The organism is Rhizobium sp. P44RR-XXIV, assembly GCF_001999485.2.
Lineage (GTDB): Bacteria > Pseudomonadota > Alphaproteobacteria > Rhizobiales > Rhizobiaceae > Rhizobium.
This window is the reverse complement of the sequence record NZ_MPVZ02000028.1, coordinates 394,541-409,129: the sequence shown is the minus strand read 5'-3', so window position 1 is coordinate 409,129 and position 14,589 is coordinate 394,541. Positions and strand designations below refer to the sequence as shown.

Annotated in this window: 13 protein-coding genes; 5 read left to right on the top strand and 8 right to left on the bottom strand. The window is 60.2% G+C overall.

The annotated features are described in order from the left end of the window. Positions 1–17: 17 nt before the first annotated feature. Positions 18–611 (bottom strand): LysE family translocator, encoded by a 594-nt coding sequence (locus BSK43_RS19070; protein ID WP_077469371.1) that lies wholly within the window; start codon positions 609–611, stop codon positions 18–20. Between the two features lie 215 nt (positions 612–826). Here BSK43_RS19070 and BSK43_RS19065 point away from each other — a divergent pair, with 215 nt between their 5' ends. After that, positions 827–1,672 carry an aldo/keto reductase gene (locus tag BSK43_RS19065; protein ID WP_077468956.1) on the top strand — a complete coding sequence of 282 codons (846 nt, stop codon included), beginning with the start codon at positions 827–829 and terminating at the stop codon, positions 1,670–1,672. Between the two features lie 2 nt (positions 1,673–1,674). On the opposite strand, the gene BSK43_RS19060 is transcribed toward BSK43_RS19065, so the two are convergent. The 3 genes from BSK43_RS19060 to BSK43_RS19050 form a co-directional block, all read right to left on the bottom strand. Continuing rightward, on the bottom strand, positions 1,675–2,706 hold the full coding sequence (locus tag BSK43_RS19060) for a capsular biosynthesis protein (RefSeq protein WP_077468957.1): 1,032 nt from the start codon (positions 2,704–2,706) through the stop codon (positions 1,675–1,677). A gap of 92 nt (positions 2,707–2,798) precedes the next feature. Then, a complete protein-coding gene (gene ilvN / locus BSK43_RS19055; RefSeq protein WP_047633834.1) occupies positions 2,799–3,371 on the bottom strand; it encodes an acetolactate synthase small subunit in 573 nt (190 codons plus the stop codon). Positions 3,372–3,456: 85 nt separating this feature from the next. Beyond that, positions 3,457–5,250 carry an acetolactate synthase 3 large subunit gene (locus tag BSK43_RS19050; RefSeq protein ID WP_077468959.1) on the bottom strand — a complete coding sequence of 598 codons (1,794 nt, stop codon included), beginning with the start codon at positions 5,248–5,250 and terminating at the stop codon, positions 3,457–3,459. Between the two features lie 328 nt (positions 5,251–5,578). On the opposite strand from BSK43_RS19050, the gene BSK43_RS19045 reads away from it, so the two are divergent. Continuing rightward, complete coding sequence (locus BSK43_RS19045; protein WP_077468960.1) at positions 5,579–7,603, top strand: ATP-binding protein; 2,025 nt, start codon at positions 5,579–5,581, stop codon at positions 7,601–7,603. Positions 7,604–7,610: 7 nt separating this feature from the next. Here the strand turns inward: BSK43_RS19045 and miaA are convergent, their stop codons facing one another. Continuing rightward, positions 7,611–8,492 (bottom strand): tRNA (adenosine(37)-N6)-dimethylallyltransferase MiaA, encoded by an 882-nt coding sequence (gene miaA / locus BSK43_RS19040; protein WP_246662637.1) that lies wholly within the window; start codon positions 8,490–8,492, stop codon positions 7,611–7,613. A 13-nt stretch (positions 8,493–8,505) separates the two neighbouring features. Here miaA and serB point away from each other — a divergent pair, with 13 nt between their 5' ends. Genes serB through BSK43_RS19025 form a run of 3 tightly spaced genes read left to right on the top strand, consistent with a single transcriptional unit; the run spans position 8,506 to position 10,567 of the window. After that, positions 8,506–9,396, top strand: a complete 891-nt coding sequence (serB, locus tag BSK43_RS19035; protein ID WP_077468963.1) for a phosphoserine phosphatase SerB — start codon at positions 8,506–8,508, stop codon at positions 9,394–9,396. A gap of 32 nt (positions 9,397–9,428) precedes the next feature. Next, positions 9,429–9,992 (top strand): GNAT family N-acetyltransferase, encoded by a 564-nt coding sequence (locus BSK43_RS19030; protein WP_077468965.1) that lies wholly within the window; start codon positions 9,429–9,431, stop codon positions 9,990–9,992. After that, positions 9,989–10,567 (top strand): GNAT family N-acetyltransferase, encoded by a 579-nt coding sequence (locus BSK43_RS19025; protein WP_077469372.1) that lies wholly within the window; start codon positions 9,989–9,991, stop codon positions 10,565–10,567. Before BSK43_RS19030 ends, BSK43_RS19025 begins: the two co-directional genes overlap by 4 nt. Before the next feature lie 4 nt (positions 10,568–10,571). On the opposite strand, the gene BSK43_RS19020 is transcribed toward BSK43_RS19025, so the two are convergent. From BSK43_RS19020 to hflK, 3 genes are all read right to left on the bottom strand, one after another. Further along, positions 10,572–12,284, bottom strand: coding sequence for a DegQ family serine endoprotease (locus BSK43_RS19020; protein WP_077468967.1), 1,713 nt, complete (start codon positions 12,282–12,284; stop codon positions 10,572–10,574). Between the two features lie 192 nt (positions 12,285–12,476). After that, on the bottom strand, positions 12,477–13,418 hold the full coding sequence (locus BSK43_RS19015; protein ID WP_077468968.1) for a protease modulator HflC: 942 nt from the start codon (positions 13,416–13,418) through the stop codon (positions 12,477–12,479). Next, on the bottom strand, positions 13,418–14,551 hold the full coding sequence (hflK, locus tag BSK43_RS19010; protein WP_077468970.1) for an FtsH protease activity modulator HflK: 1,134 nt from the start codon (positions 14,549–14,551) through the stop codon (positions 13,418–13,420). The genes BSK43_RS19015 and hflK overlap by 1 nt, the downstream gene beginning before the upstream one ends. Positions 14,552–14,589: the final 38 nt, after the last annotated feature.

Genomic DNA, 14,589 nt, shown 5'->3' with positions numbered 1-14,589 from the left:
CTCCTGTCTTTTCCGATCTACTTTAGCATCGGCCAGAGGCTGAGCACCAGCAGCACCGCCATGGTGATGTTGAACCATTTGAGCCGAACGGGAACCGACAGCCAGTCCCGCAGGGCCGAGCCGAAGCCGGCCCAGGTCGAGACGCTTGGAACGTTCACCGCTGCAAAGGCCAGGCCGACCACCAGCACGCTGAAGAGATAGAGTTGTTCATTGGTATAGGTAGCCATGGCGGTGACGGCCATTACCCAAGCCTTGGGATTGACCCATTGAAAGGCGGCGGCGCTGATGAAGCTCATCGGCTGCGCATCGCTCTCACTCTCGCTCAGGCTGCGTGACGTGCCGATCTTCCAGGCGATCCAGACGAGATAGGCCCCGCCGGCGAATTTCAGCACAGTATAGAGCAGCGGTGCGGTGTGCAGAACCGCGCCCAATCCCAATCCAACAGCAATCAAAAGCACAAAGAAGCCGACGCCGATGCCGAGCATATGAGGGATGGTGCGCCGGAAACCGAAATTCACGCCGGATGTAAACAGCATCATATTGTTCGGCCCCGGCGTGATCGAGGTCGTGAATGCAAACAGAAGAAGAGCCAGAAATGTATCCAGCGCCATGAAGCCTCCCCGGACACCGTATGTGACAAAGGGCGGCATCCAAATTCTTTTCAATAGATATTGTCCACGCGCGGATAAACCGACGCATGCCTGAGGCGACATTAATTCGCGCCAAATCCGAAAGCCATAGGGCGATTGTCACGGTGACATCAGTACTGTCGATTGAAAAGCGGCAGAATGAACCTATCCTTCGCTCCTAGAAGCGAGGACATGTCATGCGCGATCCGATTCCCACCGTCACTCTCCCCTCCGGCATTGCCGTTCCCGCGCTTGGCCAGGGGACGTGGAATATGGGCGACAATGCCACCAGTGCCCGGGATGAGATCACCAGCCTGAAAACCGGGCTGGATCTCGGCATGACGCTGATCGACACCGCCGAAATGTATGCTGATGGTGGTTCCGAGGAAATCGTCGGGCAGGCCATAGAAGGTCGGCGCGACGAGGTTTTTCTCGTGAGCAAGGTCTATCCTGCCAATGCAAGCCTCAAAGGCGCGGTGGAAGCCTGCGAGCGCAGCCTGAGGCGCCTGAAGACCGATCGCATCGATCTTTACCTGCTGCATTGGCGCGGCAATCATCCGTTGGAAGAAACGGTGGAAGCCTTCGAAAACCTGAAGGCGGCCGGCAAGATCGAGGCCTGGGGCGTGTCGAATTTCGACGTCGACGATATGGATGAACTGCTCGCGGTGCCAAACGGCGGCAATGTTGCGGCCAATCAGGTGCTCTACAATCTGGCCCGGCGCGGCGTTGAATATGATCTGCTGCCCTGGTGCCAGCAGCGCAGCATTCCGATCATGGCCTATTCCCCCATCGAGCAGGGCCGCCTGCTCGACCATCCGGATTTGATCCACATCGCCAAGACCTATCAGACCACGCCCGCCCAGATCGCGCTGGCCTTCCTGCTGGAACGCGACGGCGTGATGGCCATTCCGAAATCCTCGAACCCGCAGCGCATCGAGGAAAATCGCGGCTGCATTGACCTCGACATTACCGACGAGGATTGGGCCGTCCTCGATGCCGCTTTCCCGCCGCCATCGCGAAAGAAGTCGTTGGACATGCTTTAAGGTCAGGCCGCCGCCCTCTGCTGCGCGACGATCAGTTCAATGGCCTGAAAGACGTCGATCTCTCGCCAGTCGGTCGGATCGCGATAGGTCGGATAAAGCGAAAAGGCGGCCGCGGCAATCTGGTCCACGGTCCGCAGCTTCGTGCGCCGACCTGCCAACGCCGCCTTGGTGTAGACGCCGTAGTGATCCTGCGTTACGCCCCAGCCGGCATAAAATGGCGCGGCATAGCAGCGGACCGGAAGCCCGCGCAGCAGCGCATCGAAACCGAACTGGCTGGAGACTGTCCAGACCTCGTCGACAACTTCGAGGATCGACGCCACGGATACGGCATCGTCGACCAGCACTGCATCGCCCTTTGCGGCATCGACCGTCAGATATCCCTTGCGAAGTCCGGCCATGACATCGGGATGGGTGCGGATCAGGCATTGCGCGCCACTTGCTAGCCCATCCGCCAGCATCTTCTTGAAAGAGGCTTCCGAACCGAGCGCCCTGCCGACCGACACATCCCCGACCACCTGATCGACCAGCAGGATGCGGCGCTTGCCCGTCCGTTCGATCCGGGGCGGTCGATGCGGCAAATGATTGTATTTCGATAGTCTGTTGAAAACGATCTGCTCCCGAACGGCGCTACCGAGAGCACCCGCGTCGCCGGCGCCCTCTATGAGACGCTCAAGGCGTGAAGGTCGGTTTGCATCGACGGGCAAGCCGAGATCATCAATCACGATGGAAAGCGGAATGGCCCCCGCCTTACCGAGGCCGACGGAGCGGAGGAACCCATCCTCCAGATACCAGTGCGGCAGATGACGAAACCGGGCAATCGCCGCCGCCGTCTTGGCCGATATGCGGCCACCCCAGGAAATGATGCCGCCTATGCCGGGTGAGACAAACGAGGCAAGCCTCTGCTTTCCGAAATACTGATTGAGCCAGGGAAAATCATTGCGCACGAAGAAGGCGGCGCCGAGCCGCATGTCCGCCGACGGATGCCAGGGCTTTTCGCCGATATCGGGAAAAATCTCGCCAGCGACGGCCGCCACCTCTGCTACCCCCGTATAAATCAAGCCGTCGATCGGCCCGAGCGTCGCAAAGGCTAGGCGACGCCCGCAAGCCGGTCAATGACAGAGGATCGTTACATCCCCTGCGAGCCGCGATTCATCGCTGCGATGCCGGTACGGCAGACTTCGATCAGGCCGAGCGGCTTGATGATGGCAATGAACTGATCGATCTTCGAGGACTTGCCGGTGATTTCGAGAATGAAGTGCTCGACGGTTGCGTCCACCACCTTGGCGTGGAAGGCATCGGCCAGCCGCAGCGTCTCGGCACGGGTCTCACCGCTTCCGGTCACCTTCAGCAACGCCACTTCGCGCTCGATCGGCCGCTCCTGGCCGAGTTCGCGGGCGCGCACGGTCAGATCGACCACGCGGTGAACGGGAACGATGCGCTCAAGCTGCGCCTTGATCTGCTCCAGCACCTGTGGCGTGCCGCGCGTGACGACGGTGATGCGCGACAGATGCGCCTGATGCTCGGTCTCTGAAACCGTGAGGCTTTCGATGTTGTAGCCCCGGCCGGAGAAAAGGCCGATGACGCGGGCGAGAACGCCGGGCTCGTTATCGACAAGCACCGAAAGCGTATGGCTCTCAGCCGCCGCGGTTTCCGGCGAAATGAAATAGGCGGAGCCGGTGGGTTGAAGGTGTGCGTTCATTATCCTTGTTCCGTTTCCTCGGTTCTTGTTGGCTATGCCGGAAAGATCGGCTGGGGCGCAGCTTTCGCCGCGCCTCGGCTATCGATCAAACCAGCTGACGACCCTTGGCATCGATCGCGTTGGCGACGGCCTCATCGGTCGCTTCGTCTGGCAGCAGCATTTCGTTGTGCGCCTTGCCCGAGGGGATCATCGGGAAGCAGTTGGCGAGATTGGCTACGCGGCAATCGAAGATGACCGGCTTGTCGACGTCGATCATCTCCTGGATCATGGCATCGAGATCACCAGGTTTTTCGCAGCGCAGGCCTACGGCGCCATAGGCTTCGGCCAGCTTGACGAAATCGGGCATCGCTTCCGTATAGGAGTTGGACAGGCGGTTGCCATGCAGCAACTGCTGCCACTGGCGAACCATGCCCATGTACTGGTTGTTCAGGATGAAGATCTTGATCGGCGCATTGTGCTGGATCGCGGCCGACATTTCCTGAATGCACATCTGGATCGAGGCATCGCCGGCAATGTCGATGACCAGGCTTTCCGGATGAGCGATCTGCACGCCGAGCGCCGCCGGCAGGCCATAGCCCATCGTGCCGAGGCCGCCCGAGGTCATCCAGCGGTTCGGCTGCTCGAAGCCGAAGAACTGTGCCGCCCACATCTGGTGCTGGCCGACTTCCGTGGTGATGTAGGTGTCGCGATGCTTTGTCAGCTCGTAAAGACGCTGAATGGCATATTGCGGCATGATGACATCGTCGCTCGGCTTGTAGGCGAAGGAATTGCGCGCACGCCAGCGGGCGATATTTCCCCACCAGTCGCCAAGACGTTCAGCAGCCGGCTTCTGTGGCAGTGCCCGCCACAGGCGAACCATGTCTTCCAGAACATTGCCGACATCGCCGAGGATGCCGATATCGACGTGAACGTTCTTGTTGATCGACGACGGGTCGATGTCGATGTGGATCTTCTTCGAATTCGGCGAGAAGGCATTGAGGCGGCCGGTAATACGGTCGTCGAAGCGCGCGCCGATACAGACCATGACGTCGCAATCATGCATCGCCATGTTGGCCTCGTAGGAGCCGTGCATGCCCAGCATGCCGAGCCAGTTCTTGCCCGATGCCGGGTAAGCACCGAGGCCCATCAGCGTCGAGGTGATCGGGAAGCCAGTCAGCTCGACCAGTTCGCGCAGCAGCTTGGAAGCTTCCGGGCCCGAATTGACGACACCACCGCCGGAATAGATGACCGGCTGACGTGCATTCTTCATCAACTCGATAGCTTGGTTGATCTTGTTGAGATCGCCCTGAACCTTCGGCTGATAGCTCTTCTGTGCATCATGCGCTTCCGGCGGCGTATAAGTGCCGGTGGCGAACTGAACATCCTTCGGAATATCGACGACGACCGGGCCCGGACGGCCTGATTGCGCGATGCGGAAGGCTTCATGAATGACGGCGGCGAGCTGATTGACGTCCTTGACCAGCCAGTTGTGCTTGGTGCACGGCCTGGTGATGCCGACCGTATCGCATTCCTGGAAAGCGTCCGAGCCGATCAGCGACGTCGGAACCTGGCCGGTCAGGCAGACCAGCGGGATCGAGTCCATCAGGGCATCCTGCAGCGGCGTGACGGCATTGGTCGCGCCGGGCCCGGAAGTAACCAGCATGACGCCGACCTTGCCGGTGGAGCGGGCATAGCCTTCGGCCGCGTGGCCGGCGCCCTGCTCGTGGCGAACCAGAATGTGCTGGATGTCATCCTGCTGGAAAATCTCGTCGTAGATCGGAAGCACCGCGCCACCCGGATAACCGAAGATGTGTTCGACGCCATTGTCCTTGAGCGCCTGCAACACGATCTCCGCGCCTGTCATTCGATTGCCGCTCGCCTGATTATCTGTGCCGGTCATACGTTTGTTCCGCTGTCTACTGGAGGTTTGGAAGGATGAAATCTCAATTTCGGGCATAAAAAAAGGCCCCTTGGGGAGCCTGTCATCTAGCGCATGGGTGGCTATCGCCGGATGGTTACACCATCCTGCCCATGCGCCTTCCCACCACGATAAGTACGATAGAGATTTTCATGGGGTGGAGTGATAGACAGAAAATTTCGAAGCGTCAACGTATTAAGCAATAAAAAATCCCGACCTTTCCTACTCCGAATAAAAAGCGCGTGATGCCGAAAGGGTTTTGTTAAGCCGCTCTCCCTATGCTTCGGCATCCAACGCTTGGGGTAGCCGTTTGCTCAACAATGATCTGCAGACATCTGGCAAGGCCGGAGACCTTGATCGCCGCGATAGATTGAAGCCGGGAAACCGCTTCCTCGGTCGCGTCGTCGCGTGCAACGGTTCAAGAGCAACGATCGCCGCCGTCGCCGAAGCCGGAGGCACCGACCTGACCGAGCTCTGGTCGGTCGGCAAGCTGATTTCCATCAGCGTCGGGTCAAACCGCGTCGCCGCCCTCGTCTATTCCATGAATACCAATAGTATCGGCTGGGGCGAAGGGCAGGACAACCTCTTTCGCATCGAGGTCGAGCTTCTGGGCGAAGTTCGCGTCGAACCAGACGGCCGCGAAGAATTCTCCAGCGGCATTTCCGCCTATCCCTATCTCGGCGCGATCGCGCATCGTATCCGCGCCAGCGACCTCATCCGCATTTTCGATGCCGGCAAGGGCAATAGCTGTGTCATCGGCAAGCTGACGCAGGACGAAAGCATCGATGCCGCCATCCATATTCCGTCGATGCTGTCTAAGCATTTCGCCGTCGTCGGCTCGACCGGTGTCGGCAAATCGACGGCCGTCTCGCTGCTTCTGCACAAGGCCATCAGCACCGATCCGAAGCTGCGGGTCCTGATCCTCGACCCTCATAACGAATTCGCCGCCGCCTTCCCGCGGCATGCCGTCGTCATCGATACCGATACCCTCGACCTGCCCTTCTGGCTGATGCGGCTGGAGGAGTTCGGTGAAGTGGTCTTCCGTGGTCGGCCCGCCGTCCCGGAAGAACTCGATGCATTGCGCGATCTTATCCCCGAGGCGAAGCGCGCCTTCCGCGGCGGCAGCGATTCCGCTTTCATGCGCCGCCAGACGGAAAAAGCATCCGTCACCGCCGACACGCCGCTTCCCTACCGCATGGCCGACCTGCTGGCGCTGATCGATGAACGCATCGGCCGGCTGGAGGGCCGTCAGGAGAAGCCGCATCTGCGCTCGTTGAAGATGCGCGTCATCTCCGCGATCAACGATCCGCGCTATAATTTCATGTTCTCCAACAATACGATCACCGATACGATCATGGAGACCATAGCCAAGATCTTCCGCATCCCCGGCGACGGCAAACCGATCTGCACCTTCCAGCTCGCGGGCATCCCGTCCGAAGTCATTAATTCCGTCGCTTCGGTCCTCTGCCGCATGGCTTTTGAATTGGCGCTATGGAGCGACGGCGCGATCCATATGCTCGTCGTCTGCGAGGAAGCGCACCGTTATATCCCGGCCGATCAGAGCCTCGGCTTCTTCCCGACGCGGCAGGCGATCGCCCGCATCGCCAAGGAAGGCCGCAAATACGGCGTCTCGCTTGGGATCATCACCCAGCGTCCGGGCGAACTCGACCAGACGATCCTGTCGCAGTGCTCGACGCTCTTCGCCATGCGCCTTGCCAACGACCACGATCAGGACATCATCCGCTCGGCTATCCCGAATTCCTCAATCTCGACGACCAGCTTCCTGTCTTCGATCGGCAATGGCGAAGCCATCGCCTTCGGCGAGGCCATTGCCGTGCCGATGCGCATGCGTTTTTCCCGTGTCGAGGGGCATATGGTACCGAAAGCCAATGGCAATGCGGCGAAAGCCAGCGAGGAATCGCCTGACACCGTCGACCTGCGCACCATCGTCAGCCGCATGCGCTCGATTTCCAGCCCCGATATCAGCGCCCTGCAGCAAAGCTATAGCGCCGCCGCCGATATCGGAAACGAAGTCAGCGATCTGGCCATCGAGCAGACGTCGGCGCGTGTCGCGGAGATGGACGCACCGTTAAACGAACCATATCGCCCGGATATGCTACCGCGCGCCGCCGGCCTGCAGGCTGAACTGCCGGTACAGACATCGATCGAAAGCAAGCTTGCGGAGCTTCGCCGCGAATTCCGAGGCGATGACACGGCAAGCACGCGCACCTTGCCGGCCCTAGAAGCACCCCCGTCGCTGCGGCGTGAAGCCGGCCTTTCCTTGCGTGACAGCATTCTGAAGAAGCCGCTCAGCAGCCTTTACGACAAGGATTGATGTCAGCTCAGGGGCTGACGCGCTCCCAGCTTTCATCCATCTGGTTGCGAAACCAGGTCATCTGGCGCTTGGCATATTGCCGCGTTGCCGCCGAAGCGGTTTCAAGAACCTCATCGCGCGTCATCTCGCCCCTCAGCATCGCCGCGATCTGCGACACCCCGATCGCCTTCATGACCGGCATCTCTGCCGGCAGATCAAGCGCCAGCAGAGCCCGCACTTCCTCTTCGGCCCCCATTGCCAACATCGCCTCGAAGCGGCCGTTGATGCGCTGATGCAGCACGGCGCGTTCGGGCAGCACCACGATCTTTTGCGCGCGGTCAGGATCGATCACCACAGGCCCGGTCTTGCCTTGATAGGCGGCGATGGATTGGCCGGTCGCCTCGATCACCTCCAGAGCACGGACGATGCGCTGGCCATCCTGAGGATTGAGGCTTTCTGCAACGGGAGCGTCACGAGCGGCAAGCTCGCCATGCAGGATCTCAGCTCCCTCCGCGAGCAGCCGCGCGCGTAGAAGGCTGCGGATCTCCAGGGGAATGGCCGGCATATCCGAGAGCCCGCCCGTCAGCGCCTTGAAATAAAGTCCTGTTCCGCCGACGAAAACGGGCAATTTCCGCTCACCGCGCAAGCGCGCAACCAGTTTGGTGGCCTCGCGTAGCCAGACGCCGGTGGAATAAGCCCGTCCGGCCGGAACGTGACCATAGAGATGATGCGGAATGCCTTCCATATCCTCTTCGGAAGGCCGTGCAGTCAGCAGCCGCAACGTATCATAGACCTGCATACTGTCGGCATTGATGACCACGCCGTCATGCGCACGGGCCAATTCAACCGCAAGCGCGGACTTGCCGCTGGCGGTCGGCCCGGTTATCAGGATCGCGTCGATATCGCTCATAAGGTTTCTGCTCATGGCCTTCGTTGCCACGCTTATTGCCAATCCGTCAAACCCCGTTCTTGTTCCGGCGATTGCCGAACGGGCAGCAGAGGCCGCCAAGGCTTCCGGGCTCTATTGGCTGGCCGACGGCATTGCCTGCGATATCGCGCTACGTGACGATGCCGATCTGCAGGCGGCCGAAGCCAATATCCTCGCCACGATCGGCAACGCGCCGATCGACCTTGTCATTCAGAGTGCCGAGACCCGGCGCAAGAAATTGCTGATTGCCGACATGGATTCCACGATGATCGGCCAGGAATGCATCGATGAGCTAGCAGCCGAAGTCGGCCTGAAGGATAAGGTCGCCGACATTACCGCCCGCGCCATGAACGGCGAGATTGCCTTCGAACCGGCGCTGCGCGAGCGCGTGGCTTTGCTGAAAGGCCTGCCGATCTCCGTCGTCGACGATGTCATCGCCAAGCGTATTACCCTGACGCCGGGCGGCCCCGAACTGATCGCCACCATGAAGGCGAAGGGCTATTACACCGCCCTCGTTTCCGGCGGCTTCACCGTCTTCACCAGCCGCATCGCCGCGACGCTTGGCTTCGACGAGGATCGCGCCAATCTCCTGCTGGAGGAGAATGGCGTGTTGACCGGCTTCGTCGAGGAACCCATCCTCGGCAAGCAGGCCAAGGTCGACGCGCTGAACGATATCGCTGAAAAGCTTGGCATTTCCACCGACGAAGCACTCGCCGTCGGCGACGGCGCCAATGATCTCGGCATGCTGCAACTCGCAGGCTCCGGCGTCGCGCTGCACGCCAAGCCAACGGTTTCGGCACAGGCAAGGATGCGCATCGACCACGGCGACCTGACCGCCCTGCTCTACATTCAGGGCTATCGAAAGAGCGACTTCATCAAACCATAGAACCGGCAGAGCTGCCGAAATCGGGGGCACCGATGATCATCACCGAAACCGAACGTCTCATCATTCGCAATTGGCGCGAGACCGACCGCGACCTTGCCTTCGAGATCAACTCCGACGATGCGGTCATGGAGTTTTTTCCGTTCCGCCGCAACCGCACGGAATCGGATGCCTTCTTCGACCGCGTCCACTCGATGATCGCCGAGACCGGCCTTGGTCTTTATGTTCTCGAACTCAAGGCAACTGGCGAGGCGATCGGCTATTGCGGGTTGATGCGAACCGATCACCTGGAGCCATACGTCGCGGCCGGAACAGTCGAAATCGGCTGGCGGCTGGTGAAACGGCATTGGGGCAAGGGCCTGGTCAGCGAGGCGGCGCGGGCACTTTTTGCCCATGGCTTCGAAAAGCTCGGTCTCGACCAGATCGTCTCTTTTGCCGTGCACAACAATGTCAGGTCGACCGCCGTCATGGAGCGGATTGGCATGCATCGCGTCGTCGGTGGCGATTTCGATCACCCTGTCGTACCGGATACCCACCCCCACCTGAAACACCATGTGCTCTATCGCCTGACGGCAGCAGAGTGGCGCGCCGGGCGATGACATCGGTTGAAACATCGCGGTTGATCTTGCGGCCCTGCCGGGAAGAGGATCGCGATCTCTTCTACGAACTCAGCTCCGATCCCGCCGTCCTCAAATTCTTTCCCTTTCGCCGCAGTCGCGAAGATGCCGATGCGGTCTTCACCATGATCCGGGAGCTCACACCGGAGCCGGGATTCGATCTTTTGGTGATGACCCTGAAGCGAGGCGGTGCGGCAGTCGGGCTTTGCGGCCTGTCGAAGCCGCAACTCCAACCTCATCTGCCCGAAGGCGTGGTGGAGATCGGCTGGCGCATCTCGGCGAGCCATTGGCGCAACGGCTACGCCACCGAAGCCGGCATGGGGCTTCTGCACCATGCCTTCGAGACACTGAAGCTCGAAGAAGTCCTGTCGATCGCCGTGCATGACAATTACCCTGCCCTGGCGGTCATGCGAAAAATCGGCATGGATGCCGACCCAACAGGCGATTTCGACCATCCACAAATTCCGGACACGCATCCGCATTTGAAGCGCCACGTCGTTTATCGCCTGAACGCCACCGCGTGGCGCTCGCTCCGGACCCGGCCAGCCGAAGGCTGAGCGCCTATTCCAACGGGACGGCGATAAAACGCAAGTCACCCTTCGGAGATGCAATCATCATCTGCGCGTTGCGGCGTCCTTCGCGCTTCAGCGACGATACCTTTTCCGAAGCAGCACTCGGCGTCTGCACGAACTCCTGAGCAACTTCCACGACGACATCGCCCGGCTTCAAACCTTTCTCGGCCGCAGCCGAACCCGGCGCCACTTCGGTAATGACGACACCGTCGACACTGTCGGCAATGCCGAAGCTCTTGCGGTTTTCCGCGGTCAGCGTCGCCAGTTTCATGCCGAGTATGGCCGAACTTGCCTGGGCCGGTGGCTGAGCCTGCGGCGACTGCTGCTGGTTGTCGCCCTGATCCTCTCCATCCGTGCCGTCATCATTGCCATCATCGCTCCCATCGGGATTGATGATGCCGTCACGGTTGCCGTTGCCATCGGGCGCAAGCTGCGGTTTCTTGTCCTTGTCGGTGCTTGCCGCTGCCGCCTGATCGCTATCCTCAAGCCGCCCCAGCGTGACCTTGACGGTCTGTTCCTTGCCGTCGCGGAAGATGATCACATCGACAGCCTTGCCAACCGGGCTTTCGGCGACCACGCGCGGCAGGTCGCGCATCTCGTCCACATCCTTGCCGTCGAACTTCAGGATGATGTCACCCGCCTTGATGGTGCCATTGTCGACCGGCCCCCCCTTGATCACGCCAGCCACGAGCGCGCCCTTGGCGCTGCCAAGACCGAGACTGGTGGCGACATCGTCCGTTACCGGCTGAATGCGCACGCCAAGCCAGCCGCGGCGGGTTTCGCCGAAATCTCTCAGCTGGTTGACGACGCCTTCGGCCAGTTCCGAGGGCACGGCAAAGCCGATGCCGATCGAGCCGCCGCTCGGGGAGATAATGGCCGTGTTGATGCCGATCACCTCGCCCTTCATGTTGAAGAGAGGACCGCCGGAATTGCCCTTGTTGATCGCTGCATCAGTCTGGATGAAGTTGTCATAGGGGCCGGCATTGATGTTGCGCCCACGGGCCGAGACGATGCCGATGGTAACGGAGCCGCCGAGACCAAAGGGATTGCCGATCGCCATCACCCAGTCTCCGATCCGCATCTTGGCGGAATCGCCGAACTTGACGGCGGTCAGCGGGTGCTTCGGCTCGACCTTGAGAACCGAAAGATCGGTCTTCGTGTCTGTTCCGATCAGCTTTGCCTTCAGCTTGGTGCCGTCAGGAAAGATCGCTTCGATATCGTCAGCACCCTCGATGACGTGATTGTTAGTGACGATATAGCCTGCAGGATCGATGACGAAGCCGGAGCCGAGCGAGCTGACCTTGCGGTTGCTGTCGTCATTGTTCCGGTTCTTGAAGAAATCGTTGAAGAAATCCTGGAACGGTGAATTGTCCGGCACCTTCGGCGTCGCCGGTCCATCGCCCTCATCCTTCACCTTCTGCGAGGTGGAGATATTGACGACGGCGTTGAGCAGCCCAGCCGCAAGATCAGCCACCGAAGCAGGGCCGGCGTTCATTGCCGGGTTCATCGACATCGTCGGCGTATTTGCGGGCGGCGTCTGGTTGTTGGCAGCAGCCGGGGCCTGAATACCAGCGCCCACACCACTATTCTGTGCCTGAGCGAAAGCCTGTTTCGCGCCGCCCGCAACAGGGCCGGCAATCAACGCGATGCTGGCCAGCAAAGCGAACGAACGTCTGAAGGGCAGGCTAGTGTTCGAAGCCATCAGGCATCCTCGTCGAATTTGGGAAATCTTGTATAAGCATCAGCATAAGGCGGAATGATGAAGCATGAAATCACCTTTTTGCGATATCCCCGAACCTCCGCCCGGCCCTTGGCTTTATGGTAAAGGTGCGGCCTCGTCACATAAAGAAAAGGGCCGCCGTGAGGCAGCCCTTCGATTTCAGCGCATGACCCCTCAGTTCGCAGGGGTCGTCGTCGGATTGGCAAGTGCCGGCGCAGCGGAATCGGGCGCCGTGCCATTCGGACTATCAAAGAACTTGAAGAAGTCCGACTTGTTCGGCGGCAGCACCAGCGTCTTGCCACCGTTGACGAATGCCTTGTTGTAGGCAGCCATCGTGCGGTAGAATTCATAGAAGTTCGGATCGCGCGAGGAAGCATCGGCAAAGATACCGTTGCGCTCTGCTTCACCCTGACCACGCAGGACTTCCGAATCCTTCTGCGCATCCGCAACGATCTCGACGACCTGACGGTCGGCGATAGCACGGCGGCGCTGGCCTTCTTCGTTACCCCGTGCGCGGATCAGTTCCGCTTCCGCCAGACGTTCGGCCTTCATGCGGTCGTATGTCTGCTGCGAGACTTCCTGCGTCAGATCGGTGCGGCGAATACGGACGTCCTCGATGTTGAGGCCGAGCGTTTCGGCATCGCGATGCAGATCGTCACGCACTTCGGTCATCATCGACGCGCGTTCGTTGGACAGCGCCGCTTCGAAGCCGCGCAGACCGTAGACGCGACGCAGCGAGGCATCGAGGCGGGTTCTGAGACGCGATTCCGCCGCGTCGCGATCACCCGACACCGTTTCGCGGAACTTCCGCGCATCGGTGATCTTGTAGACGACGAAAGCATCGACTTCGTAGAACTTACCACCCGAAACCTGGACGCGGATATTGTCCAGATCGAAACGGAGCTCCTGCTGCTGGATGTACTGGACGCGGTCGGCGTCCATGAACGCGAAGGGCAGCTTGAAATAAAGGCCCGGCTCCGTCTTGACCGCGCGGATCTGGCCGAAGCGCAGGACGATGGCCTGCTCCTTGGCGTTGACCACGAACACCGACGAATAGACAAGCAACAATATCACCGCAAGCGCGATAAGAATGGTTGGCAAACGGCTGGACGTCATTATTTGGCCTCCGGCTGAGCTGCAGTGGCAGGCTTGGCCGCCTGCGTCGTGGACTGCTTGCCGACTTCATTCAGCGGCAGGTAGGGAACGACGCCCTGCTTGTCGTCGATGATGACACTGTTGGAATTGCCGATAACGGTCTCCATGGTTTCAAGGAACAGCCGCTTGCGCGTCACTACCGGTGCCTTGATATATTCGTCATAGATCGAGATGAAGCGCTGAGCCTCACCCTGAGCTTCCTTCACGACGCGATCCTTGTAGGCAGCTGCTTCTTCGCGAATCTGGGCCGCGCGACCGCGAGCCTGACCGAGCTGCTGGTTGGCGTACTGATTGGCTTCTTCGACCTGCTGGTCTTCGTTCTGCTCGGCACGCTGCACCTCATCGAAGGCATCTGCCACTTCACGCGGCGGCGACGCATCCTCGATCGGCACGGCGTTGATGGTGATGCCGGCGCCATAGCGATCCATCGTATCCTGAATGATCGCCCTCACCTGAACGGCGATTTCCTGACGGTTGTCACGATAGATGTCCTGAGCAGGACGACGGCCAACAACTTCGCGCATGGCGCTTTCGGAAACCTGCTGCAATGTCTCGTCGGGGCTCTCGAGATTGAAGAGGTATGATTGCGGGTTGGTCACCGCATAAAGAACCGAAAACTGCACGTTAACGATGTTCTGGTCGCCGGTCAGCATCAGACCATTGGTCGAACCGGCTGTCGAACGGCTACCGATATTGCGCTGCTGTTCCGTCACCTTGACGAACTCGACGCGATCCATCGGCCAGAAATGGAAGTGCAGGCCAGGCATCGAAACTTCCGTGTTCGGCTTGCCGAAACGCAGTTCCACGCCGCGCTCATCGGGCTGCACCGTGTAGACGCACTGAATGAGCCAGAAAACACCGATAACCGCGGCAATGATAAGAAAGACGCCGGCGTTGAAGCCACCGGGGATGAACCCCTTCAGCCTGTCCTGGCCGCGGCGAATAATATCCTCAAGATCCGGAGGTCCACCGTTACCGCTTCCTCGCGGCCGGTTCGGTCCCTGCCCCCAAGGTCCCTGGTTATTTCCACCACCGCCGCTGCCGCCGCCGCCCCACGGGCCGCCACCGCCGCCATTCTGATTGCTCCAAGGCATCAAGACCTCTTTGTTTGTTGAACCCCAATATCGCGCCG

Excerpts from the sequence above, each read along its gene's own strand:
- hflK (WP_077468970.1), bottom strand. The coding sequence starts at position 14,551 with ATGCCTTGGAGCAATCAGAATGGCGGCGGTGGCGGCCCGTGGGGCGGC.
- BSK43_RS19025 (WP_077469372.1), top strand. The coding sequence starts at position 9,989 with ATGACATCGGTTGAAACATCGCGGTTGATCTTGCGGCCCTGCCGGGAA.
- ilvN (WP_047633834.1), bottom strand. The coding sequence starts at position 3,371 with ATGAACGCACACCTTCAACCCACCGGCTCCGCCTATTTCATTTCGCCG.
- BSK43_RS19050 (WP_077468959.1), bottom strand. The coding sequence starts at position 5,250 with ATGACCGGCACAGATAATCAGGCGAGCGGCAATCGAATGACAGGCGCG.
- miaA (WP_246662637.1), bottom strand. The coding sequence starts at position 8,492 with ATGAGCGATATCGACGCGATCCTGATAACCGGGCCGACCGCCAGCGGC.
- BSK43_RS19065 (WP_077468956.1), top strand. The coding sequence starts at position 827 with ATGCGCGATCCGATTCCCACCGTCACTCTCCCCTCCGGCATTGCCGTT.
- BSK43_RS19070 (WP_077469371.1), bottom strand. The coding sequence starts at position 611 with ATGGCGCTGGATACATTTCTGGCTCTTCTTCTGTTTGCATTCACGACC.
- BSK43_RS19020 (WP_077468967.1), bottom strand. The coding sequence starts at position 12,284 with ATGGCTTCGAACACTAGCCTGCCCTTCAGACGTTCGTTCGCTTTGCTG.
- BSK43_RS19030 (WP_077468965.1), top strand. The coding sequence starts at position 9,429 with ATGATCATCACCGAAACCGAACGTCTCATCATTCGCAATTGGCGCGAG.
- BSK43_RS19015 (WP_077468968.1), bottom strand. The coding sequence starts at position 13,418 with ATGACGTCCAGCCGTTTGCCAACCATTCTTATCGCGCTTGCGGTGATA.
- serB (WP_077468963.1), top strand. The coding sequence starts at position 8,506 with ATGGCCTTCGTTGCCACGCTTATTGCCAATCCGTCAAACCCCGTTCTT.